Here is a 23452-nt window from a genome sequence, read left to right as displayed (position 1 = left end):
CCAAAGTTGCAGCGAAAAGGGGCACGACTTGCCGAGGGAGCTTGGCGCGGAGGGCGGAAGCGGGTTGGATGACTGCCTCCCGGACCTGTCGTATGAAAACTGCTGCTACTACCACCGCCTCCGCTTCATCGGCTCCCTCTTCCGGATTGTCATCCGGAGGCGCCGGGGCGGCCCGATCGTCAGGGGCTGCCCGGCCCGTCTGCGTGCATTGCGGCGTGCCGGTGTCGCCGGGCGAGCGGTTTTGCTGCGCGGGGTGCGCGTTCGTTTACCGGCTCGTGCACGAGGAGGGGCTCGATGCGTTTTACAAGATCAGGGACGCTGTCACGACGCCGGCCGACGCGGTTCTCCAGCCGGAGCGCGATTTTGCCTGGCTCGCCGAGGAGCAGCGGGTGGCGGAGGAATGCCAGGCCGGTGACGGCGGCAAACGCGCGGAGGCGGCGCAGGTCTGCGAACTGGTTGTCGCGATTCAGGGAATTTCCTGTGCAGGATGCGTGTGGCTGATCGAACGGCTTTTTGCGAAACAGCCGGGAGCGGGACGCATCGATATCAACGCGCAAACCGGTTTGGGGCGGATGCGCTGGGTGCGGGGGAGCGGCGCCGGGCGCGAGCGCGACGGTCGCCGGGGTGCGCGGAGCGGGTTTGACGCTGCGGCCTTCGCCCGCGTGTTGCAAAAATTCAACTACCTCGTTGGTCCGGCCGATCTCACCCGGCCGGCGGCGACGGAGAGCCGGGGGCTGGTCAAACGCGTGGGACTGTGCGCGGCGTTCTCGATGAACGTCATGCTCTTCACCTTGCCGGCGTACTTCGGGATGGAGGCGGGGGCGGTCTACACGCGGCTGTTCGAGACACTTTCGATGCTGTTTGCCACGGCGAGCCTGGTGGCGGGCGGAGGGTATTTCCTGCGACGGGCGGTGCATGCCCTGCGCGAGCGCATGCTGCATATCGACCTGCCGATTGCCCTTGGCATCGCAGGTTCCTGGGCGGGCTCGATGTATGGCTGGGCGACGGCCAATCCGGCGTGCCAGTACTTCGACTTCGTGAGCGGTTTTATCCTGCTGATGCTGATCGGGCGCTGGGCGCAGGTCGTGGCGGTGGAGCGCAACCAGCGGCGTCTGCTGCGTGAGCAGCCGCTGGCCGCCCGCGTGAGCGTGGTGCGCGCCGACGGCACCCTTGCCGATGTATCTCCGGAATCGTTACATGCTGGCGACACGCTTGAAATCGGCTCCGGACACGTGGTGCCGGTGGAGGCGCGGCTGCTCGCGGACGAGGCGACCTTCAACCTCGCCTGGATCACGGGGGAGGCGGAGCCGCAGGTGTTTCGCCAGGGGCAACGCGTGCCGGCCGGCGCCACCTGTGTGAGTCGCGCGCGCATCCGGCTCGCTGCCGTGCAGGACTGGGCCGGCTCCCTGCTCGCCCGGCTGATGGAGCAACCGGAACGCGCTCCCGCGCGCGACCGGCTGATCGAACGCGTCATCCAGGGTTATCTCGTCGCGATCATCGGCACGGCGGTCGTGGCGGGTGCGGTCTGGTGGTGGCGCACGGGCGGCGACATCCCGGCGACCGGAGCCGTGGTTGTGGCGATTCTCGTGGTGTCGTGCCCCTGCGCGCTCGGGCTGGCGTTCCCGCTGGCCGAAGAAATCGCCACCGTGGCGCTGCGGCGGCGCGGCGTGTTCATCAAGGAGCGCGATGTATGGACGCGGCTTTCGCGTGTGCGGATGCTCGCCTTCGACAAAACCGGCACGCTGACGCTCGAAACGCCCGTGCTGCAAAACCCCGAGGCGCTCGATGCGCTGGAAAAAGACGGCGTGATCGCCACCGCCGCCTCCGCCGCTGATGGCGGCATTACGGCGGCCGAGGCCCGCGCCGCGCTCGTCGCGCTGGTGCGCGACAATCTTCATCCCGTCGGGCGGGCGCTTCACGAAGCCGCGCTTCTGCGCGGCTGGCAGGATGCTCTGCCGGGCGAAGTGCGCGAAGTGACCGGACAAGGCATGGTGCTGGGCGAATGGACGCTCGGGCGGGCGCCCGGTTTGCCGCCTGCGCACGCGGCGTCACATGGCGGCGCGCCCGCTGCCGCTTCCGGCCGCGCTGACGTGATTCTGGCGAAGACGGGGCGCGAGGTGGCGCGGTTCTGGTTTGCCGATCAAGCCCGCGCCGATGCGCGCGAGGAACTGGCGGCGCTCCGGGCGCGCGGCCTCGGCGTCGCGGTGCTGAGCGGCGATCGTCCCGAAAAGGTCGCCGCGCTCGCCCGCGACCTCGGGCTCCCGAAAGAAACCGCGGTGCTCGGCGGGCTTTCTCCGGAGGAAAAGGCGGCCTGGGTCGAGCATCATGCCCCTGCGGATACGCTGATGCTCGGTGACGGAGCCAACGACAGCCTCGCTTTCGATCGCGCGCTTTGCCGGGGAACGCCGGTCGTGCACCGCGGCGTGCTCGGTCAGAAGGCGGATTTTTATTATCTGGGACGCGGCATCGGAGGCATCCGGGCGCTGCTTGAAATGAACGGAGCCCGCCATCGCACGCATCTCGCGCTGCTGGTCTTCATGGTTCTCTACAATCTCGTCACCGTCGGGCTGGCCGCAACGGGCCACATGAATCCGCTGTTCGCCGCCGTGCTCATGCCGCTGAGCTCGCTGGCCACGCTGGCGATCGTTGCCGCCGGATTGCGCCGCCGCCTGCGAACGTAGCGCGAGCGTTTCCGGAATCATTGCCGGGAAGGAGAGCGACGGACGCCCGGCGCAGTACCGGCGTCACGAAGCCTCCGGATTTTTATACGAAGATCGTAAAGGCCACAAAGGGTTTGGCTCCTGAAACTTCGCGGTCTTCGCGATCTTTGTGTAAAATCAAAAGCACGGGAATCACTCATGTAGTGTAATAACGGATACAAGTGGCCGCGCCGGAAAATCGTACGAATGGTCGACGGAAGACACGTTCTTTCATTGAAAGCGGGAATAGCATATTAAACGTCTTGCATTCCGTTTCCGGGGCACTACTTCCTCTGCCCGTATCCCTTGTGCCGTAACGTCCGTTACCGCCTCCCTCTCCGCTTTTTCCCCGTAGCCACAACCCTGCCTATGATCTATAAAAACGTCGTATGTCGTGATGACTCCCGTCGGCTCACCTGGCCTGATATAGCGATTGCCCGAAGCGGACGCCTGGTGTGCGTGCTGACCGAACAATCCGGAACGGGTGATCGAAGTACGACGCGTGTCATGTGTGTGACATCCGATGACCGGGGGCGCACCTGGAGCGAGCGGAAGCCGGTTACTCCGGCGCAGGAGTGCCGTTCGGCCTGGGATCCCTCCTGGCGCTGCCCCCGCATCACCGCGCTTTCGGACGGACGTCTGGCGGTGATCGTGGACCGCGTGTCCACTCCCCGGCAGAACGGGGCCATCCCCGGTGAACAGAGCAACTGGATCTGCATCAGCAACGACAGCGGTGAAACCTGGGATCTGCCACGCAAGACGCCGGTCACCGGCAGCCTGCCGGATCACATTGTCGAACTGTCATCCGGACCGCATGCCGGACGCTGGCTGACGACCACCCATGCCACGATGGGAAACGGGAGTCGCCACTGGATGCAGCAGGCCTGGATTTCGGAGAACCGCGGTCATACGTGGGAAGGACCATTTGTCATCGCGGACGAGCCGGGTCTGAAATTGTGCGAGGGCAGTGTGATGCCGCTGCCCGGCGGAGAGCTCGTGTGTTTTCTGCGCAACGAATCGGGCAAGGATGGGGAGACGTTTCGCACGGTGAGCCGCGACGGTGGCATCACATGGGGCGAGGTGGTGTCGTTTCCGTTGCCGGGTTGTTATCGTCCGAGGGGGCAAGTCCTGCGAAGCGGCCGCGTGATGATCGCCTACCGGTTCCGCCAGGCCACCCGCACAGCCAATCCGCACCCGGAGAATCTTTTCGTGGCGCTGACCGATGTCGATTCATGTCTCGGTGCGCCGGAGGATGCACAGGTGCGCATCATGCCGCTGGATTACGACCGGAGTGCCCGGCCCGATCTGGGTTATTCCGGCTGGGTGCAGTTTCCCGACGGCGGCATCTGTGTGGTCAATCACATCGTGGACAACGCACCCGCCGCGCACGTTCGCGGCTATCATTTCCGTGAAAGCGATTTTGTGCTGCCGGGTCCGGAGCCGGCGCCTGCGGTCGTGAGCCGGAATGGATCCGGATCGGGCACGCCGTTTCCGGTCACTCCCCGTTCGGGTTTTGTGTCTCCGCGCAGCGGCACGGTCGCCCCCTTCCCGGTGCGTCCGTCTACGGAGAACCCGTTTCCCGGGCCGCCGGCCGGCGGATCGCGACCGGCCTTCGTGTAGGGGAGCGGGTGGCAGTACCGGGTCACGCTTTAATTTGAGCGAGGGTGCGTCCGGGGGGGAGGTTCTTCCGTCTCATGCACCTGGCCGTCGTCGGTGGCATCGCGCTGCTTTTCGCGGAGGAGGCGGACGAGAGCGAAGAGGTCGCGGGTGCCCCCCCACAGAAACCAGATCACGGTGCCTGCGCCGACGACGGCGCTGACGATGATCACGAAAAGCCAGAAACCGGCCCACGCGTTTTTACTGAACCCGATGGTGAGGCCGAGCACGGTGCCGAGGACGAAAATCAGCGTCCAGAAAGCGGTCCAGCCGAGTTTGAAAAAATAAATGGCGTTGTCGCCGCGCGTGAAGTTTTTCGTGAAACCGAGCACCCGTTTCCAGCGGGGCAGGTCATCGGAATCCGGTGAAGAGGGGGATTCGCTGGCAATCGCGTATTGACCGCGGTGAAGGATGCGATCGAGGTTCGCCGGCTCGCGGCAGGTGGCGAGCGAGACGAGGATGTAGCTGACGATGCTGGTGGCGTAGGCGATCATCGCCAGCCAGGCGCCGTTGATCGGAAATTTCGGCGTGAGAGCAACGAGGGCCGGGATGTGCGGCCATGCGGCTTGCAGCGAGATGCCGACAATCGCCACCGAGCAGCCGGAGATCATGGCCGTGTACGCGCCGGCGGTTGTCCCGCGTTTCCAGTACAGACCGCCGATGATGACGGCGCCGGAGCCGCCGAGGTAGATGGTCCCGGTGAGCAGGAAATACATGAAAAGATAGTCGCGCAGCGGGAAAAATGCGCTCCAGAGAAAGGCGAAGAGGGCGACACACACGATCGAGGCGCGGAGCAGGAAAATGTGGGCGCGTTGCGAAAGCGGTGGCTTGCCGTGGCGGAAGGGGAGCACGACATCCTGGACGAAAATCGAGCCCCACGAATGCAGATAGGAATCATCGGTGGCGACGGCGGCCATGGCCATCGCGGCGGCAAGCAGGCCGACCACCCCGGCGGGAAGCAACGCGACGAGCGTGACAGGCACGGTCATTTGCGTGGCGGTTTGCGGGTCGCCGATGGCGGCGAGCGAGGTTTTGGCGGCTTGTTGCGCGGCGTCGTAACCGGCGTGGTGCATCACCACATAGGCGGCGATGGGCAGGACCATGAGCATGAGGTAGGAGACGCCGTTGCGCCACTCGGCGAGGACGCGGGCCATCTTGGCCTCGTGGGGAGTGCGCGCGGAGGCATTGTAGCCGCTGGTGCCTTGCCAGCCAAGGCAGTTGTAGAACGCCTTGAACGCGAAGATCGCGAAAAACCAGAAGTTGAAGTCGCTGATTTTGGACTGGTCGAAGGGATCGAGCAGCGACTTGCCGGGCGCGGTGGCCGACAGCGCCTCGACGGTGTGGCCCCATCCGACTTTGTAAAACACGACACCCATCAGGACGAGGAACACGATGTTCAGAAACTGCGCCTGGAAAAAGTCCGTGACCATGACGGCGACCATGCCGCCGCCGAAGACAAGCGTGAGCGCCATGCCGAGGAAGATGGCCATGACGATGAGCAGCGTGCGCACCTCGACACCGGCAATGGTGACGGTTTGCGGCAGTCCGCAGAAGTGGATGAAAAAATTGGCGACGATGCCGGGAAACACGCCGTAGTTGAGAATGCCTGACACCCAGGTGAGGACGCCGGCGAAAATGCGGAAGCGGCGCGAATAACGCATCTCGAAAAACTGCGCCATGGTGAGCGCGCGTGTTTCCCGGAACCGGTAGGCGACCCAGCCGCTCATCGCCACGATCATGGCGACGGGGGCGAGCATCATGCCCCACCAGTAGGCGGCGAAGCCGGCCTGGTAGAATTTTTCGAAATTGGCGATGATACTGGTGACGCCGAAGGCCGCGATGCCTTCGGAGAGCGTGAGCAGGTAACGCCCCGCGCACCGGTTGGCGGCGAGAAAGTCGGAGACGCTGCGCGTGTAGCGGCGGATACGGATCGCGATGAAGGCGAGCGCGAACGCGGCGATGGCGACGATGGACCAGTCGAGGGATGTCAGATGCATGGAGGAGCGGAGGCGTCGGGGGGCGCCGGTGCAGATGTTATTTTGTGCCGGGGAGGCTGATCAGGGGCGTTTCGGTGGCGGGCTGGCCCGGGCGTTCAAGGCGAAGGCGAAAACGCAGGTCGCGCGAGAGCGGAATGTCGGCCTGGCTGAGTTCGTAGGGGTAGCGGATGGCTTGCGCCGGGGCGGTGCTGTCGTCGTCGGGGAGGAGAGTGACCTTGCCGCCGTCGGGGCGCCCGGAGAGGGCGACATAGAGGGAGTCGGTGCCGTATGGAGAGCGGATGCGGAAGGCGCGGCCTTCGCCCCACGCGGTGTCGGTCGGCGTGATTTTGACGGGCCGGGCTTCGAGGGGAGGAAGCGCGGGCCAGACGTCATCGGGACGGGCATCGAAGGAGAGGACGGCCCAGCCGCCGCGTTCGAGCGGGAGGGTGAAACGTCCGTCGGCGTCGGCAGCGAGCGGTGTGCCGGTGTCGGCGGAGTCGGTGGTGGTGCGGAGCCGGGGAGTGGAGCCGGGAGTGATACCGGTGCGGGCAGGGTCGATGAAGATGCGGGCGGTGGCGGAGCCCCGGGCCTGGTTGAGGAGGACGACGTGGAATTTGTCGCGACTGCGGGCGCCGAGGTAGTCGACTTTGGGTGTATCGACAGAGAAACTGCGGCGATCGAGCCAGGGCCAGCAGGCGTTGTCGTCGAGGACGCGGCCGGGTTGGCCGCCGTAGATACGGTTGGAAAACCAGACGTAGCCTTGTTGCCTGGCGTAGGGGAAACGGATGGCGCCGCCGGTGCGGGTATCGGCGTCGGTGACGAGATAATCGACGACCATGGCGAGGTGTACGGGGACATGGTGCCAGTAGAAGGAGGTGAGGTCAGGGCCTTTCTTCGGATAATCGGGATCGTGCATGAAATCCACGAAGTCGGAGAGGTAGTAGCCGGGGTAGCTGGCTCCGCGGCCGATGATGGAGTTGCGCGCGAACGTGCGCCAGTAATCATCGCCGGTGGCGACGGAAAGGCGGAGGAGATTGGCGGCCCAGGAGGAGAGCTGGATGTTGCTCATCTGGTGGGCAGCGGTGAGCCAGGAGATGGGCTGTTCGAGGCCGAGGCCGACCGGCGAGACAACCCACGCGGGGACGGTTTTTTCGGGAACGGGGAGATCGACGGGGACGAGGGCTTCGTGGTGTTTCCGGTCGCCCGCTCGCGGGGGCCAGCCAAGGCGGAAGCGGTCGTTGCCGAGCCACCAGATGTAGTAGGAACCGGTGATGTGTCCGCCGGGGTAGAGCGTGGCGGTCGCGGGCGGCGGGGCGGCGGGGGGCGTGACCCAGATGCCGGCGACGGTTTGCCAGGCAAACTGGCGGGCGGCGTCGCGGTAGCGGGTGTCGTCGGTGATCTCGTAAAGATCGAGGAGGTCCCACCAGTAGGGATAGAAGCTGACATTGTAGAAAGGTTGAATGCCGCGGGTCGTGGCGGCGTTGAGCGTCTGGACACGCTGAATCCAGGAATTGGCTTCGTAGCGGACCTTGGCGAGGAGCTCAGGCGAGGGGGTTTGCCGATAGAGGGCGAGCAGGCCGGACCATTCGGGCTCGGCGCTGTTGTTGCGAGGGCGGAGGGGGCGGCCGTTATCGGCGGCGTAGTCACGGAGCCAGGGATTGAGCTCGCCGAGGAGCGCATCGACGCCTTGCCAGACGGCCGAGCCGAAAAAGACGTTTTTGAAATCAATCTTCGCGGTGGCCCGGGTGACGTAGAGATTGCCTTCGTGGGTGAGAGCGAAGTGGGCGCCCGGGCGGCTGAGCAGGTATTCCAGAGTGGGAAGGGCGCGTTTTTTGTAAAATGCGGCATCCCGCGTCAGCCGTGCCGCGGAGAAATACATGAGCGGCGCAGCGTGGGTGACGGTATCGGGGCTTTCGATATTGGCCGGACCCTTGAGGAACGGGTCCCAGCCGGAGGCGCGGTCATCGGCGATGAGGTCGATGATGTTGAGCGCCTGGACGGAGAGCGAGGCGGAGACGGGTTCGCGGTAGTCTTCGAGTTGATACAGCGCGGTGTCGGACTCGCGCATGACATCGGACCAGGGGAGAGGCGCCGTGACAATGTGCCAGGCTGCGTGGACAGCCTGGCCGCGGGCGATGCGGGAGCCGTCGCCGCCGAGGACGGGGCTGAAAACGAAGGGGTGAGGTTCGCCGGCCGGACCGACGAGAGAGAAACCGTGGGTGGGATTGGTGCGGGAAGGCCAGGCACGGGTAAGCGCGGCAGGATCGGCGATGACGCCGGTGGTGACGGGGGATGCGCGATCGGTGGCGCCGCGGGACCGGGTTTCGATGAGGGCGAGGGGATGCGGGGTGAACGACGAGGTGATCAGGACGGGCTCGTCGGGGAGCCGGCGGAGTTGATAGAGGGGGGGCAGCTGGACGGCGGTAATGTTGTCGCGGGTGGACGCGGGACCGGCGCCGAAGGCGAGGGAATAAAAGGCGTCGGCCGGGACAGTGAGGCTGGTTTCGACACGGACGATGTGGCCGGCGGCGGGAAGTGTCCAGCGGGCGGCGGCGCCGAGGGAGGTGCTGGCGGAGCGGTAGGTGAGCTCGACAGTGGAGGCGTCGATGACGCGGAGAGCGACGGGGGGGAGCGAGGTGAGGTCGCCGGCGGCGAAAGGATCGCGGGCATCGGCGGGGCGGCGGAGCCGGCGGCCCTCGAGGTCCCAGTCGGTTTGCGCCGTCGTGGGCCAGCTCGGGAACCAGGCGGAGAACGAAACGGGCGCGACGGAGGGATCGCGGGAGAGAAGCAGGAGCGGTTCAACGCCGGCGGCAACTGACGTGACCGGAGCGGAGGGCGGCGGGCTGGCAGAAGCGGGAGAGTTCAGGAAGACGGTTTCTCGCCAGATGCGCGGGGAACCGTCGGCAGCGCGTGCGGGGAGAAAGCGGATAACGATGTCGGCGTTGCGGAGCTCGGCGAGCGGGATGGCATCGGGAGCGGGCGGAGTGATGGCGGCGTCATCAACGGCGGCAACGCGGGTGGGCTGGATGACATCGTGGTGAAAGCGGTTGAGGGAGGCGCGTGGTTGGGTGTTGGGGTCAAGACCGGTGCGCGTGATGAGGATGGCCTCGAGCCGTCCGTAGAAGCGGGCGGTGTCGTCGATTTCCAGGAGATGGGTGCCGGCATCGAGGCGGGCGGAGCCGACATGTTCCCAGTGCCAGCCTTCGTGGCCGTGCGCGCCGGATTCGCGGGCGAGCGGGGTTTCGTCGATTTTGATCCGGAAGCGGCGGGTGCCGGGCTGGCTGGCGGGAAAATCCTGGGAGCGGGTCCAGACCTGGTAGTCGCCGGGTTGGGCGACGCGAAAGCCGGCGAAGGCGACGGCAGGCATGTTGGCGGACTGGATGGTGTCTCCCGTGCGTTGCCAGGGGCCGAGTGCGGTGAAGGTCTCGGGTTCGATGAGAAGCGTGTCGGCGGGCGTGGGGGCGGCGGCGCGGACGATAGCCGTGAAGCAGGCGATGAGGAGCAGCGCGAGTGCGGGAAGGATGGCAAATGCAGTGGCAGGCGAGGCCGGCGGCTTCGGGTGGATCATGGCGAAAAGGGAGTGGAGGCGGGCGAGGAAAAGAAGCGAGCAGGCGTCGCGGTTTCGGGGTGTGGTTTGAAGCTCAGCGCTGGATGCCGATCCAGAACGGATTGGTGTTCCAGCTGCCGGGATCGGTGATTTCGGTCGTGAGGGTGACGGCGGCGGCATGGCCGTCGACAAAGACGACGTTCATTTTGTCGTTATGGCGTCCGTTGCAGGTATTGGGGTTAGGGTGCAAGGCGCTGGAGTTTTTTACATCTCCGAAAAATGCGGCGAGCGAAGGCGTGGTAACCAGGTTGATGTTGATACCTTCGGTGTTCTTTGTTGAGCTGGCACCGGGAGCCAGCTGGTCGTTGACTCCATAGCTGCGGATGGTGGTGATATCGGGAGCGGAGTCCGCATGCGCTTTGGGGCATTCGAAGATGGTGCCGGCAATGGGCGCTCCCGGCAGTTCTGCCCCTGTGACGTTAATGGAATCGACCTGTTCCGGGTTGTAGGCATAGGGCCAGAGTTTTTTGTAAAACAGATAACCAAGCGGCGGCGTCATGCCCTTGTTGTCCTCGATGTAGAGGCGTGCGGCGGCCCCGATCTGGCGGAGGTTGCCGAGGCATTGGGCGGAACGGGCGGTGTCGCGCACCTTGCCGACCGTGGGAATGATGATGGCCGCGAGAATGCCGATAATGGCAATGACCGTGAGAAGTTCGATCAGGGTGAAAGCGGAGCGGTGGTGTTTGCGAATTCGATACAGCGGGCAGGTGTTCATGATGGGGAAAACGGGGAGCGTGGTGGCAGGGGGAGAAAGAGGCCGTCGCATTTCCTGGCAACAATGCGGCGGCCGGAGGAGAAGGCCGGCGGGATTCAGGCGCGACGGCAGCGGAGGGCAACCGCGACCCCGAACATGCCGGCCCCGAGAAGCATGGCTACGGTGGCGGGTTCGGGGATGGGCGTGACGGTGTAGTCGATGGTGAGTTTCGGCACGAGGGCGGTATTTTCCCGGCTGGCAAATTTGAGGAGCTGGCGGACGGTATCGCTCTCGTCGGCATCGGCAAGGAGGAAGCTGATCGAGGTACCTGCGTTGTAGGCCGTCTGCACGGCATCAACGAAGGCTGCCGATGAGGACCATGTGACGCTGGCGGGAAGCCCGTACGAGCCCGATCCCTGGCTTGGGCGGAGGCTGACAGCGGAAGAAGAAAGCACGGTGGAGCCGGGGGCGCCGCTCTGCGTGTTGTTCCAGGTGGCCGTGGATTCGGTGAACGGGTCGGCGAGGTACAGGTTGACGGTGATGGATCCGATCGTGCTGCTGCCGTCCTCGACCACCTGCTGGAGAGTGAGGGAGACGGAATTGATGACGGCGTTTTCCGGGATGGCCGAAAGATCGAAGGTCAGGAGAGTCCGGAACTGAACCGGAGTGGCCAGGTGGCCGACCCAGAGTTCGGATTCGGCATTCTTGTTGGTGTTCCCTTGATCGGAGCGGACATAGGTATCCGCGGTCGAGGCAAGATCGATGCCGGCGGCGGAGGCAACCGTGCTGGCGAGTGCGAACGAAACGGCGGCGAGCAGAACCCGGCCGAGAGTATGCGTGGAGTTTTTCATGATGCTTGGATTCGAGTGAGGCGAATGAAGGGGAAAAAATGACACCGCAATGAAAGGTTAAAACGATTATCGTTGTCAAACGAAAAAAGAGCGTTCACAAATTCGTTCTGCTTTTTGTTCGTGCTTTTGTTCCTATGAGATCGCCTTGCGGCCTTTTCGAAAAACAAATTTTAATCGTTTATCTTGATGACTTCCAGAAACTCCATTCCAAAGACGAAATTCATTCGATTGCGGGCCGCGCCCGGTGTGCCGGTTGTGAGTCCGGGTGCAGCCGGCTTTTCCCGGATCGGGAAACGGGGCTGCGGCATTTTCCTGCGTCGGCCGGGGGAGTGTGGACGTGTGTCCGGTCCGGCAAGAACAGGCCAATCGCATCCTTGAGTCCTCCCGATTGTTGCGCGTTATGACTGCATTCATGAGCAGCGTTGAGATTCCTGATTCGCTTTTCGGTGGCACGGCGGGAGTGGCGAATCCCATCGCCCCGGGAGAGGCTTCCGGCCCGGGCGCCGGGACGGCCACGGTGGACCTGAAGGAGCTGTCGCGTCTCCTCGGGCTGAGCATGGTCAGCGTGTCGCGTGCGCTCAACAACCGTCCCGGCGTGAGCGCGAGCACGCGCCAGCGGGTGCTGGAAGCGGCCCGGGAGCACCGCTACACGCCCAACAGCGCGGCGCGTCAGCTGAAGGCGCGCCCGTCGATGGTGGCGGGGCTCTTTTTCGCGCCCTATTACGGTCCGTCGCGCGACATCAACCCGAACGCGCTCAACCTGATCGAGCGGCTGCGCGGCACGCTCGGAACCCGTGGCGTGGACCTGAAGGTGTTTTATTACCAGAACGACGCCGACCTGCGCGCCCAGGCGCTGGAAGTGGACGTGGGGATTTTTTACGGGCACTTCGCAGAATCGTCGTTCGCCGTGGCGCACGAGCGCGGCGTTCCCGCGGTGCTCTTCGACAAGCGTTCGCCCTTTGCCGACCAGGTGAGCGTGCTGGTGGATGCGGGGCAGAGTTGCAGCCAGGCCGTGCAATACCTCGCGGCGCTCGGACACCAGCGGATCGGGCTGATGACGGGACCGGCGGAAGAGTTGTATTTTCGCGAATACGCGGAAGCGTTTCCGGCGGCGCTGGGCGAATTTAACCTGGAGGAACGGAGGGACTGGATGTTCACGTTGCCGGCAGCGGCCTGCAACCAGGAGGGGGCCCGGGAGGCGCTGCTGCCGCTGTTGCGGCGGACGGTGGCCGGGGAACGCCCCTCGGCGATGGTATTTGCGTCGGACTGGCTGGCAATCGGCGGGCGGAGGGCCGCGCTCGATGCCGGACTGTCCCTGCCGGCGGATTTCAGCCTGGTGGGGCACGACAATCTGCCGGTGACGGCGGAACTCGATCCCCCGCTGACGACGTTCGACGTGCACATCGGCCGCGTGGTGCAGACGCTCACGCAACTCGCCGTGCTGCTCGGCTCGCGCGGCGGTGGCGACACGGCTTCCGGTTCGCGATCGGGCAGCCGCGAGGTGATGATTCCGCCCGATTTTGTAAAACGCAGTTCGTGTGCCTGCCTGCGTCCGCCGCCGAAAGCACGGGTGCCAGGGGCGAAAGCCTGAACCGCGATACGCACCCCGTCCTCTCCCTCCTGTCCCGCCCTCTTCTCCGGCTCCCCTTTTTCCCTCCCTCCTGCCGAATTTTTCCGATTCTCCGATGAAAACCCTGTTGTGTCTCTTGCCCTGCTCCCGGTCCACCGGCTCTGCCGGTTTGGCCATTGCGGCCGTGATGGCGGGCGCATCCGCAATCGCGGCGCAGCCCGACGGACTGTCCGATTTCCGCGGCGGACTGCCGAATGTCGCCGCGAAGGCGAACGTCGGAGAAACCGTGCGTGTGGCGTATCTGGGAGGGAGCATCACGGCGGCCGGCGGCTGGCGCGTGCTCACGACCGATTTCCTGAAACGCGAATTTCCGCGCGCAAACGTGGAGGAGATTTTTGCGGCAATCCCCGGTACGGATTCGGTGTTCGGTGCGTGCCGGGTGGATACACAGGTGATCGACCGCAGACCCGACCTGCTGTTTGTGGAATTTGCGGTCAACAACGACGGCCGGCCGGCGGAACTGATCCGGGAAACGACGGAGGGCATCGTCCGCCAGACTTGGCGCGCAAATCCCGGCACCGATATCTGTTTCGTCTACACGGTCAACCAGGGCCAGCTTGCCGATTACGAAGCCGGACGCAGCTCGGCCACCGCGCGCGCGATGGATGAAGTGGCGGCGCATTACGGCATCCCGTCGATCCACCTCGGCGTGGAGGTGGCGCGGCTTGCCAGGGCCGGCCAGCTCGTGATGCGCGGGCCATCGCAAGGACTCGATGGCGAAGGCCGCGACAAGGACGGGAAGCTCGTCTTCACCGGAGACGGCGTCCATCCGTTGCCGGCGGGGCACCATGTGTATTTTTCGGTGATCCGGCCGGCGCTGACAGAGATGCTGAACGCGGCATCAGCGCGCCCGGCCGCGCATGCGTTGCCCGCGCCGTTGACCGCCGCACCGTGGGAGCGCGCCGGCATTGCGCTTGTCGGGCAGGCGGAGCGCACCGGCGCGTGGGAGCAGGTGACGCCGGCAGCGGGCGACAAACGCACCGCCTGGCAACCGGCCAATCTCACACCGCCGCTCTGGATCGCAACCCGTCCAGGCGCGGCCGCCACGATGACATTCGAGGGCACCACGGTCGGCCTGCTCGGCATGAAGGGACCCGACAACGGACGCTTCCGCGTGACGGTGGACGACCTGCCGCCGGCAAGCGGGACGTTTTTCGATTCGTTCAGCGTGGAAGGCCACTACCGGTTGTCGGCATGGTGGTTCCCGCGACAACTGAAACCCGGCACGCACACGCTGCGCGTGGAGTTGCTCGAGGCCGGCGTCGAGCCGATCGACAAGACCGCGATGCTGAAAAAGCGCGGCTACGCACCCAAAAATCCGGAGGTGTTTGCGCAGAACAATCTGTACCTTTGCGGCTTCCTTCTGAAGGAGGCCTCACGCTGATCCTGTGGCGCTGCCGTCCCGCCCGTATTGGAACCGGATGCGGGCGGGACGCCCGCACCACGCTTTTATTCCATCTTTATGACCGTTTCTTTTGACCATCGCGCCCTTCTACTCGACGGCAGGCGCACGCTCGTTTTGAGCGGCGCCGTCCACTATCCGCGCAGCACGCCGGCCATGTGGCCGCGCATCCTGCGGCACATGCGGCAGTCGGGGCTCAACACCGTCGAGACCTACATTTTCTGGAATCTCCACGAGCGCCGGCGCGGCGTACTTGATTTTTCAGGACGGCTCGACCTCGTTCGCTTTTGCCGTCTCGCCCAGGCCGAAGGGTTGAATGTGATCCTGCGCATCGGCCCCTACATCTGCGCCGAGACCAATTACGGCGGCCTTCCCGGCTGGTTGCGCGATGTGCCGGACATCCGGATGCGGACGGACAACGAGGCGTTCAAGCGCGAGAAGGCCCGCTGGGTGCGGCTTGTGGCCGAGGTGATCCGTCCGCTCTGCGCGCCCAACGGCGGTCCCGTCATCCTCGCGCAGATCGAGAACGAATACGACAACATCGCCGCCACCTACGGCGAGGACGGGCGGCGTTACCTGCGCTGGTCCGTGGAACTGGCGCAATCGCTCGGGCTCGGCATTCCGTGGGTGACGTGCGCCGCCGGCCGCGCCGCCGAAGCGGGCGAGAAAGACGCCGTGGCGAGCGCGGGCGATTCGCTGGAAACCCTGAATGCCTTCCGCGCGCACGAAATCATCGGGCAACATTTCCGGGAGCACCCGGAACAACCCGCCCTCTGGACGGAGAACTGGGCGGGGTGGTATCAGACGTGGGGCGGCGTGCTGCCGAAACGCGAACCGGAGGAGCTGGCCTATGCCACCGCCCGGTTTTTCGCGGCGGGCGGCAGTGGCGTGAACTATTTTCTGTGGCACGGCGGCACCAACTTCGGGCGCGACGGCATGTACCTGCTGACGACTGCGTACGAATTCGGCGGGCCGCTCGACGAATACGGGTTGCCCACCACGAAGGCCCGACATCTTGCCCGGTTGAACAAGGCACTGGCGGCGTGCGCTGATAAAATCCTGGCCAGCGAGCGACCGCGGGCGATTACCGGTGAACGGAACGGCCTACTGAAATTTCAGTATTCGTCAGGTTTGACATTTTGGTGCGACGACGTCGCCCGGACCGTTCGGATCGTCGGGAAGAACGGCGAGGTGCTCTACGATTCATCCGCTCGCGTGGCGCCGGTTCGCCGCACCTGGAAGGCCTCCGGCGTGCGCTTCGCGCCTTGGGGCTGGCGCGCCGAGCCGTTGCCGGCGGCGTGGCCGGCGGAGGCGCAATCGGCGGTGACGGCGCGCAAGCCGCTCGAACAGCTTTTGCTGACGAAGGACGAAACGGATTATTGCTGGTACGAGACCGCGATTGTCGTGGAGGGGAGCGGCGACGTCCTCGTCGCCGGACGGGACGGCAGTCCCGCCGGGTTGGAAAGAGGCGCGCTGGCGCGCGTCGGGCGACGGGGACGTCGCCCCTCCATCGCGGGCCTCGCAAGCGAAGTCCCTGCGAATACCGTAAACACTCTCCGCCTCACCCGCGTGGCCGACATCGTTCACGTCTTCATCGATGGCACGTTCGTCGCCACCACGCCGACACCGTTGCGCGAGCGTCGAGGCAAGATGGATGCCGGGCTTTTTACGCAGACCTTTGAGCTCGATCTGAAGGCGCTGCGCATCACACCGGGCAAGCATCGCCTCTCGCTGCTCTGCTGCGCGCTCGGACTGATCAAGGGAGACTGGATGATCGGTTACGAAAACATGGCTCTGGAAAAGAAGGGCCTGTGGGCGCCGGTTTTCTGGAATGGAAAAAAGCTCGAGGGTGAGTGGCGTCACCAGCCCGGTCTGCTCGGTGAGCGTTGCGGGTTCGCCGATCCGGCGGCAGGCAGTCTGCTCGCGTGGAAAACGGCGAAGGCGGCGACCGGACGCGGAGCGCGGCGTCCGTTGAGGTGGTGGCGCACGACGTTTACCCGGCCGAAAGGTCACGGTCCGTGGGCGCTGGATCTCGGCGGCATGGGCAAGGGCATGGCGTGGATCAACGGTCATTGCATCGGCCGTTACTGGCTGTTGGCCGACACCGATCCGATGGGTCCGTGGATGGCGTGGATGAAGGGCAGCCTCACTGCCGCGCCTTCGAGCGGGCCGACGCAGCGTTATTACCATGTGCCCGACGACTGGCTGCGCACGGACGGGGGGCCGGATACGCTGGTGCTGTTTGAAGAGCTCGGCGGCGATCCGGCGACGGTGCGCCTGGTGCGCCGGGAGTGATGCGGGCGGGACGCCCGCGCGTGGCACGGCCATCCTGGCCGTGTGCCGGAGTGGCACGGGCATCTTGCCCGTGAGCGTTGCCTCCCGGCAGAAGTGGCGCGGGAGGCGCGGGCAGGGATGCCCGCGCCTCCCCGGAATCATGGGCTGGAAGCCCATGCCACTTTGCGGCGCTGCGCGCCGTCCACGGGCAAGGATGCCCGTGCCACGCGGAGAGGCAACGTCCACGGGCTGGAAGCCCGTGCCACGCCGGAATCATGGGCAGGATGCCCATGCCACGTTGCGGGCGGGACGCCCGCGCCACTTGCTCAGTACAGCTTGATGTACGCGGACCGGCGCAGTTTCTGGAGCCACTTTTCCTCCGAACTGCGGGCCATCTCGGTCACGAGCTCGCGTTCGATCTGGTCGCGGACTTCGTCGATGGCAGGCACGCCGGCGGCGCGGCGATCCTCGGCATAAAGGATGAAGCAGGAATTGCCCTGGAGAATGGGGGCGGTGGCCTCTCCTTTTTTCAGGGCAAAGAGCGGTTCGCTGAACTCGGCGGCGAGATCGTTCTTGCTGCGCCATCCCCAGTCGCCGCCACGCGCCTTGCGCGAGTCCTGGGTATAGGCCTTGGCGAGCTCTTCGAAGGATTCGCCGGCCTTGAGCTTGGCAAGGATATCGTTGGCGCGACCGATGAGCTGGTCGTCGGTTTCGTCCTTCTCGCGGTTGAGCTGGATCATGCGCAGGTGGACGCCCTCTTCCTGGTAAAAGCGTTTTTCGTTCTGCTTGTAATACTCCTCCACACGGGCCGGGCTGACAACGCTCTGGCTCTTGCGCTGCTGGCTGCGCATGTAGCCGTAAACGATGTCCTCCTCGACTTCCTTGCGGTAGTCGCGAAGGGTGAGGCCGCGGGCGCGCAGGAAGGAAAGGAAGCGGGCGCGATCGCCGTCGAATTGTTTGGTGAGGTTCTCGGCAAGGGCGTTGTCGATGTAGCTCGCGGGGATGTGGCGACGGCCGTCCTTGTAAAAATCCTTAACGATGAGAACGCGGTCGATGAGGCTGTGAATGATCTGGTCCTGCACGACTTCGACCTTGTCCTGGAATTGCTTCAGATTGGCTGACTCCATGCGGATCTGCTGGAGGATGGGCGCGAGCTCGCGGCGGACGTCGTCCACGGTGATGACCCGGTCCTCGACCACGGCGACAATGCCGTTGGCGAAACGCAGGTTGAGGCCGTCGTCTTCGGAGGCGGGGGCCGGCGTGGCCGCCGGCGCGGCGGCCGAAGGCCCGAGCGGAGCGGGAGGGGTGGCGACTGCCTGCGCGAGCAGGACGGGGGACGCGGCCGGAGAGAGCAAGGCGAGGAGGGCAAATGCAGGAAGGAAACGGCGGCCGGTCATGTGGTGGCGGGAAGGTTTTGCAGAAATGTCAGTATTTCGCGCAAACGTAGGAGGGGCCTGGGAGCGGTCAATCGTGGAAAGCGCGTGCCGAGCTGGACGAACTCGCCGGGGCGGCCGGGACCGCTGCCGGCCCGCACGCATTTGAGCACGGAGCCCTGGGTTTCGACGAGGATGAGGCCTTTTTCTTCTGCCCGGATGCGGATTTCGGTGACGAGGAGGAGGGCGCGGACGGGTTCGCCGTACTCGCCGAAGCGGTCGCGCAGGTCGGCTTCGATCTGCCGGAGCTGGTCGGGCGTGCCGGCGAGGGCGAGGCGGCGGTAGAAGTCGATGCGCAGCCGCGTCTCGCCGATCCATGAATGCGGCAGGCGGGCCTGGATCGGCTCGACGGGGACGGCTCCGGCGGCGGCGGCTTCGGCGGCCTTGATCGCGGTGTAGGAGGTGGCGTGGGAGGCGGACGTCGGGATCTGAAATTCGGGGTTTGAAAGTCCGGATTCCGGAGCGGGCGGGACGCCCGCGCCACGGAGGGGGCGATCGCCCGCTTCGCTTTCGCCGACGAAGACGAAGTCGAGTTTCACGTTGGCGCGGTGGCGGGCGGCGGTTTTTTCGCCCTTGAGCCGGGAAACGGACTGGCGCAGGAGCTGGCAATAGAGCTCGAAACCGACGCCGACAATGTGGCCGCTTTGCTGGGCGCCGAGGAGGTTGCCGGCGCCGCGCAGTTCGAGATCGCGCATGGCGATGCGGAAACCGGCGCCGAGCTGGTTGTGCGCGCGCAGGGCGTTGAGGCGCTCGCGGGCCACATCGACGAGGCGCGTGTGGCGGTGGAGCAGGAGCCAGGCGTAGGCCTGGTGCTTGAAACGGCCGACGCGGCCGCGCAACTGGTAGAGTTGCGAGAGGCCGAAGCGGTCGGCGCCTTCGATGATGATGGTGTTGCAGTTGGCGATATCGAGGCCGGTCTCGATGATCGTGGTGCAGACGAGCACCTGAAACTCGCCCGCGACAAACTCGGTCATGCGGCGTTCGAGGTCGTGCTCGTCCATCTGGCCGTGTCCGACGCCGATGGATACGTCGGGCAGCAGGCGGGCGAGGTTGGCGGCGACGAGGTCGATGGTCTGCACGCGATTGTGCAGGTAAAAAACCTGGCCGCCGCGCGCGATTTCGCGGCGGATGGCATCGACGACGATCTTGTCGTCGTAGGTCTTGACGATGGTCTCGATGGGGTGGCGGTTGACGGGCGCGGTTTCGATGACGCTCATGTCGCGCGCGCCGGTCATGGCCATGTAGAGCGTGCGCGGGATGGGCGTGGCGCTCATGCTGAGGACGTCCACGGTGGCGCGCAGGTTCTTGAGGCGCTCCTTGTGTTTCACGCCGAAGCGTTGCTCCTCGTCGATGATGACGAGGCCGAGATTTTTGAACGAGACGTCCTTGTTGAGGATGCGATGGGTGCCGATGAGGATGTCCACCTGGCCGGCGGCGGTGGCGGCGACGATGCGGTTGACTTCGCCCCGCGTGCGGAAACGGCTGATCATCTCGACGACGACGGGGTAGCCGGCCATGCGCTCGCGAAAGGTGTTCAGGTGCTGTTGCGCGAGGACGGTGGTCGGCACGAGGAGGGCGACCTGGCGGCCGCCCTGCACGGCCTTGAAGGCGGCGCGGATCGCCACCTCGGTCTTGCCGAAACCGACGTCGCCGCAGATGAGGCGGTCCATCGGCCGGGGGCGTTCCATGTCGGCCTTGGTTTCCTCGATGGCGCGGAGCTGGTCGCGGGTTTCGGTGAAGGGGAAGGAGGCCTCGAATTCCTTCTGCCAGTCGTTGTCGGGGTCGAAGGCGTGGCCGGGCTGCGCCTCGCGGGCGGCCTGGAGGCGGAGGAGGTCGGCGGCGAGGTCGAGCGTGGCATGCTCGGCGGCGCGGCGCGTTTTTTCCCAGCGGTTGGAGCCGATCTTGCCGAGTTGCGGACGGGTCTTGCTCAGGCCGACATAGCGGCTGATGAGATGCGATTCCTGGAGCGGGACGTGGAGGGTGACGCCTTCGTCGAATTCGAGCGAGATGACTTCGCGGACGCCTTCGTTGACGTCGATTTTCGTGAGTCCGCGATAGACGGCGATGCCGTGCTGGAGGTGGACGACGAAATCGCCTTCGACGAGTTCGCTGAAGTCGAGCAACTGGTCCACCTGGGCGCGCTGCTGTACGAGCCGGCGATGCGAGCCGGTGGTGCGGCGCGCGCGGTGGCGGCCGAAGAGTTCGGTCTCGGTGACGAGGACGAAGCCGAAGCCGGCAGGGGAGGGGGGAGGAGGGGAGACAGGGGAGGGATGGGACTTGTGGAGAAAACCTTCGGTGGCGGTGCCGGTGGCGAAATGCGGCAGCCGCTTCCGGAAGGCGGGATGCTGGCCGAGGAGTTCGCGGGCGCGCTGCTCCTCGCCTTCCTTCGAAAGGGCGCAGACGAGTGTGCAGCCGGCGTCGCGCCAGAGGCCGAGCTGCGTGAAAAATTCGTCGCGCGCCTGCTCTTCGGCCGCGAGGCGGTCCTGGGCGATGAGGTCGTCGGAGGGATAGCGGCGATGATGCCGGAGGCTTTCGAGGTCCCAGGTGATTTCGGCCGGCGGGTTGTCCTCGCGGTCGAAGAGAGCGGCGGCCTCGTCGAGATCCGCGACGCCGTGCAGGGCGGCGCAGCGGGCGAGAAGCGGGTTGAGCCGGGCGCGGGCGTCGTCGGGCAAGGCGCTGAATTTCCCGTCGAGCAGGGAGGGCTCGACGAGGACGAGTTGCGTGGCGGGGCCGAGGTATTCGGCGAGGCCGGTGCGCGAGAGGCCGAGCTTGAGGCGGGGCGAGGCGGCGATGGTGATTTCGTTGACGGAGGCGTCGGAGCGTTGGGTGACGGGATCGTAGGCGCGGATGTCCTCGAGTTCGTCGCCGAAAAAATCGAGCCGGTAGGGCTGCGTGGCGGTGACGGGGTAGACGTCGATGATGCCGCCGCGAATGGCGTAGTGGCCGGGCGATTCGCAGACGGCTTCGCTGTCGTAGTCGAGCGCCTGGAGTTTTTGCAGAAGCTCCTGGAAGGGGACGGTGGCGCCTTTGGAGAGCGTGAGTTCGTGCGAGGCGTATTCCTCGAGGGCGGGAACGGATTGCAGGAGGCCGGCGGGCGTGGTGAAAAGCAGGAGAGGAGGAGAGGCCGGGCGGGTGCGCGCGGCGGTTTTCCGGAGGGCGCGGAGACGCGAGAGCACGGTTTGCCGGTCGGCCGAGGCGGCGAACGCTTCGCCCATATCCCCGGAGCCGGTGGCGAGGGACTCGGGGAAAACGAGGACGGCAGGCGGGGACGGCGGCGGAATTTTCGATTCCCGATTCCCGATTTTCGATTGGGGGAGGAGGGGGGGAGGGGAGGCGGGAAACGGCGGGACGAGCGGCGGCAGGGCGTGGAAAAACGCGGTGTCGTCGGCGAGTTGCTCCGCGAGTTTGAGATCGGGCGCCACGACGAGCCAGACGGGAGCAGGCGTCGTGCGGACGATGTGCGCGATCACGGCTCCCCGGGCGGACGGACAGACTCCCGTGTGTTTGACGCCTGGCGGAACGGTGGGTGCGGACATGGAACCTCAGCGGAACGCTGTCGGGTCGGAAAGGCAAACCGGATGATGGCGCGCGCTTGGCAAGGAGAGCGGGGCTGGCCGGTTATCGTGCATATCTTGATGTGACGCAGACGGCCTTGACGTGGCGCGGGCCGGCTTACCCTCCCAGCGCTTTCTTGACGAGTTGCTCGGTGGTGGCCTTCGGCCCGATCGCCAGGCCGGCGCGGCGGACGGATTCATCCGCCTCGGCCTGCTTGTAACCGAGCGCCACCAGCGTGAGCACGGCATCGCGCACATGCGAACCGCCACCGCCGCCCGCCGCTCCGGCAGTCCCCCCCGCGCCGCCGCCCGTCACCGGCGACGTGCCGTCAGCGGAAGACGTCGCCCCGACCTTGGCGCGCAATTCGACCACGAGACGCTCCGCAGTCTTTTTGCCGATGCCGGGGCATTTCGAAAGCGAGCTGATGTCGCCCGCGCGAATCGCGCCTTCGAGCACCGGCAGCGACATGCGGCTCATGATCGTGAGCGCGAGTTTGGGCCCCACGCCGCTGACGTGCTCGATCATCATCCTGAAAAAGTCGCGTTCCTCCGCGCTGGCGAAACCGTAAAGCGTCTGCGCGTCCTCGCGGTAAATCACGAGGGTCTGCAGCTTCACGGTGGCGCCGACCGCCGGAAGTTTTTCGGCGGTGGTCACGGGGATGTTTACCTCGTAACCGAGTCCGTTGATTTCGATGACGGCGCGAAGCGGCGTGGCTTCGGTCAAAAGGCCCTGGATGGAAGTGATCACGGGGAAGAGTTGATAATTAAGGAATTAAAAATTAATAATTAAGAATTCGGAAACAGGACCGGGAACGAAACAGATGCGGAATTTGAACCGGAATGACAGGGTGCCTGTCCCACTCCGTCCATTATTAATTTTTAATTATTAATTCCTCATCACGCCATCAGCCCCAGCACGTCCTGCATGTCGTAAACGCCCGGCCGGGGCTTCGTCGCCGGTTCCGTCAGCCAGCGGGCGGCGCGGACGGCGCCGCGGGCAAAGATGCCGCGGTCGGACGCCTTGTGCGTGAGTTCGAGCCGTTCGCCGAGCGCGGCAAACATCACCGTGTGGTCGCCCACGACGTCGCCGCCGCGCAACGAATGGATGCCCACCTCCGTCGGCTGGCGCTCGCCGGTGATGCCTTCTCGGCCGTGGCGGAGCGCATCGGCGCCGAGCTTGCGTTCCTCGAGGATGATTTCGAGCAGGCGGGCGGCCGTGCCGCTCGGCGCGTCTTTCTTGAAACGGTGGTGCATCTCGACCACCTCGGCATCGTAGTCGGAGCCGAGGACCGAGGCGGCGCGGCGCGTCAGCGCATAGAGGAGATTGACGCCGACCGAGTAGTTGCCCGCCCATACGCAGGGGATCTGCGCGGCGGCGAGGGTGGCGAGGAGTTTTTTCTTTTCGTCGGCCGGGTGGCCGGTCGTGCCGATGACCAGCGGCTTTTTATACTTCACCGCGAGTTCGATCACTCCGGCCGTGGCCGAATGGAAGCTGAAATCGATCACGACTTCGGCGCGGGCGATGCCGTCGGCGAGATCGTCACCGGCATCGAGCGCGGCGGTGAGGGTGTCGCCGGCTTCCTGCGCGGCGGCGGCGATGGCGTGGCCCATGCGACCACGGGCTCCCACAAGGGCGATGTTCATAAAGGCTGAAGAACTGAAGGCTGAAGATCGAA

Annotated in this window: 14 protein-coding genes; 5 read left to right on the top strand and 9 right to left on the bottom strand. The window is 65.4% G+C overall.

Going from position 1 to position 23452, the window contains the following annotated elements:
- The first annotated feature begins 146 nt into the window (after positions 1 to 146).
- Together OPIT5_02925 and OPIT5_02920 are read left to right on the top strand one after the other, a co-directional pair.
- Positions 147 to 2681 (top strand): copper-exporting ATPase, encoded by a 2535-nt coding sequence (locus OPIT5_02925; GenBank protein AHF89373.1) that lies wholly within the window; start codon positions 147 to 149, stop codon positions 2679 to 2681.
- A gap of 387 nt (positions 2682 to 3068) precedes the next feature.
- Positions 3069 to 4319: a hypothetical protein gene (locus tag OPIT5_02920; protein AHF89372.1), complete on the top strand. Its 1251-nt coding sequence runs from the start codon at positions 3069 to 3071 to the stop codon at positions 4317 to 4319.
- A 29-nt stretch (positions 4320 to 4348) separates the two neighbouring features.
- Here OPIT5_02920 and OPIT5_02915 read toward each other — a convergent pair whose 3' ends face one another.
- The 5 genes from OPIT5_02915 to OPIT5_02895 form a co-directional block, all read right to left on the bottom strand.
- Positions 4349 to 6352, bottom strand: coding sequence for a sodium:solute symporter (locus OPIT5_02915; protein ID AHF89371.1), 2004 nt, complete (start codon positions 6350 to 6352; stop codon positions 4349 to 4351).
- A gap of 37 nt (positions 6353 to 6389) precedes the next feature.
- A complete protein-coding gene (locus OPIT5_02910; GenBank protein AHF89370.1) occupies positions 6390 to 9899 on the bottom strand; it encodes a hypothetical protein in 3510 nt (1169 codons plus the stop codon).
- A gap of 73 nt (positions 9900 to 9972) precedes the next feature.
- Positions 9973 to 10653 (bottom strand): type II secretion protein, encoded by a 681-nt coding sequence (locus OPIT5_02905; GenBank protein ID AHF89369.1) that lies wholly within the window; start codon positions 10651 to 10653, stop codon positions 9973 to 9975.
- A gap of 95 nt (positions 10654 to 10748) precedes the next feature.
- Positions 10749 to 11483 (bottom strand): glycosyltransferase family 1, encoded by a 735-nt coding sequence (locus tag OPIT5_02900; protein ID AHF89368.1) that lies wholly within the window; start codon positions 11481 to 11483, stop codon positions 10749 to 10751.
- A gap of 170 nt (positions 11484 to 11653) precedes the next feature.
- Complete coding sequence (locus OPIT5_02895; protein AHF89367.1) at positions 11654 to 11791, bottom strand: hypothetical protein; 138 nt, start codon at positions 11789 to 11791, stop codon at positions 11654 to 11656.
- A gap of 92 nt (positions 11792 to 11883) precedes the next feature.
- Here OPIT5_02895 and OPIT5_02890 point away from each other — a divergent pair, with 92 nt between their 5' ends.
- From OPIT5_02890 to OPIT5_02880, 3 genes are all read left to right on the top strand, one after another.
- Entirely contained in the window at positions 11884 to 13074 is a 1191-nt protein-coding gene (locus OPIT5_02890) for a transcriptional regulator (GenBank protein AHF89366.1), read from the top strand.
- Between the two features lie 94 nt (positions 13075 to 13168).
- Positions 13169 to 14497: an acyl-CoA thioesterase gene (locus OPIT5_02885; protein AHF89365.1), complete on the top strand. Its 1329-nt coding sequence runs from the start codon at positions 13169 to 13171 to the stop codon at positions 14495 to 14497.
- A 78-nt stretch (positions 14498 to 14575) separates the two neighbouring features.
- The gene (locus OPIT5_02880; protein AHF89364.1) at positions 14576 to 16810 is read left to right on the top strand and encodes a glycoside hydrolase family 35; all 2235 of its coding nucleotides are present in this window, start codon (positions 14576 to 14578) and stop codon (positions 16808 to 16810) included.
- Between the two features lie 305 nt (positions 16811 to 17115).
- Here the strand turns inward: OPIT5_02880 and OPIT5_02875 are convergent, their stop codons facing one another.
- The 4 genes from OPIT5_02875 to OPIT5_02860 all read right to left on the bottom strand — a co-directional run bounded on the left by OPIT5_02875 (position 17116) and on the right by OPIT5_02860 (position 23420).
- The gene (locus tag OPIT5_02875; GenBank protein AHF89363.1) at positions 17116 to 18186 is read right to left on the bottom strand and encodes a peptidyl-prolyl cis-trans isomerase; all 1071 of its coding nucleotides are present in this window, start codon (positions 18184 to 18186) and stop codon (positions 17116 to 17118) included.
- Positions 18183 to 21758 carry a transcription-repair coupling factor gene (locus OPIT5_02870; protein ID AHF89362.1) on the bottom strand — a complete coding sequence of 1192 codons (3576 nt, stop codon included), beginning with the start codon at positions 21756 to 21758 and terminating at the stop codon, positions 18183 to 18185. The genes OPIT5_02875 and OPIT5_02870 overlap by 4 nt, the downstream gene beginning before the upstream one ends.
- Positions 21759 to 21894: 136 nt before the next feature.
- Entirely contained in the window at positions 21895 to 22524 is a 630-nt protein-coding gene (locus tag OPIT5_02865; GenBank protein ID AHF89361.1) for an ATP-dependent DNA helicase RuvA, read from the bottom strand.
- Positions 22525 to 22673: 149 nt separating this feature from the next.
- Positions 22674 to 23420, bottom strand: a complete 747-nt coding sequence (locus OPIT5_02860) for a dihydrodipicolinate reductase (protein ID AHF89360.1) — start codon at positions 23418 to 23420, stop codon at positions 22674 to 22676.
- Positions 23421 to 23452: the final 32 nt, after the last annotated feature.

The sequence above is a fragment of the Opitutaceae bacterium TAV5 genome, from assembly GCA_000242935.3.
In the GTDB taxonomy this organism is placed as follows: domain Bacteria; phylum Verrucomicrobiota; class Verrucomicrobiia; order Opitutales; family Opitutaceae; genus Geminisphaera.
Note: the sequence above shows the minus strand (reverse complement) of the source record. Positions and strands in the feature narration are given on the sequence as shown.

Bases quoted from the DNA above. Each gene is read 5' to 3' on its own strand.
- OPIT5_02860 (AHF89360.1), bottom strand. From the start codon at position 23,420: ATGAACATCGCCCTTGTGGGAGCCCGTGGTCGCATGGGCCACGCCATC.
- OPIT5_02920 (AHF89372.1), top strand. From the start codon at position 3,069: ATGATCTATAAAAACGTCGTATGTCGTGATGACTCCCGTCGGCTCACC.
- OPIT5_02875 (AHF89363.1), bottom strand. From the start codon at position 18,186: ATGACCGGCCGCCGTTTCCTTCCTGCATTTGCCCTCCTCGCCTTGCTC.
- OPIT5_02870 (AHF89362.1), bottom strand. From the start codon at position 21,758: ATGTCCGCACCCACCGTTCCGCCAGGCGTCAAACACACGGGAGTCTGT.
- OPIT5_02890 (AHF89366.1), top strand. From the start codon at position 11,884: ATGACTGCATTCATGAGCAGCGTTGAGATTCCTGATTCGCTTTTCGGT.
- OPIT5_02905 (AHF89369.1), bottom strand. From the start codon at position 10,653: ATGAACACCTGCCCGCTGTATCGAATTCGCAAACACCACCGCTCCGCT.
- OPIT5_02880 (AHF89364.1), top strand. From the start codon at position 14,576: ATGACCGTTTCTTTTGACCATCGCGCCCTTCTACTCGACGGCAGGCGC.
- OPIT5_02915 (AHF89371.1), bottom strand. From the start codon at position 6,352: ATGCATCTGACATCCCTCGACTGGTCCATCGTCGCCATCGCCGCGTTC.
- OPIT5_02900 (AHF89368.1), bottom strand. From the start codon at position 11,483: ATGAAAAACTCCACGCATACTCTCGGCCGGGTTCTGCTCGCCGCCGTT.
- OPIT5_02885 (AHF89365.1), top strand. From the start codon at position 13,169: ATGAAAACCCTGTTGTGTCTCTTGCCCTGCTCCCGGTCCACCGGCTCT.
- OPIT5_02895 (AHF89367.1), bottom strand. From the start codon at position 11,791: ATGCCGCAGCCCCGTTTCCCGATCCGGGAAAAGCCGGCTGCACCCGGA.
- OPIT5_02910 (AHF89370.1), bottom strand. From the start codon at position 9,899: ATGATCCACCCGAAGCCGCCGGCCTCGCCTGCCACTGCATTTGCCATC.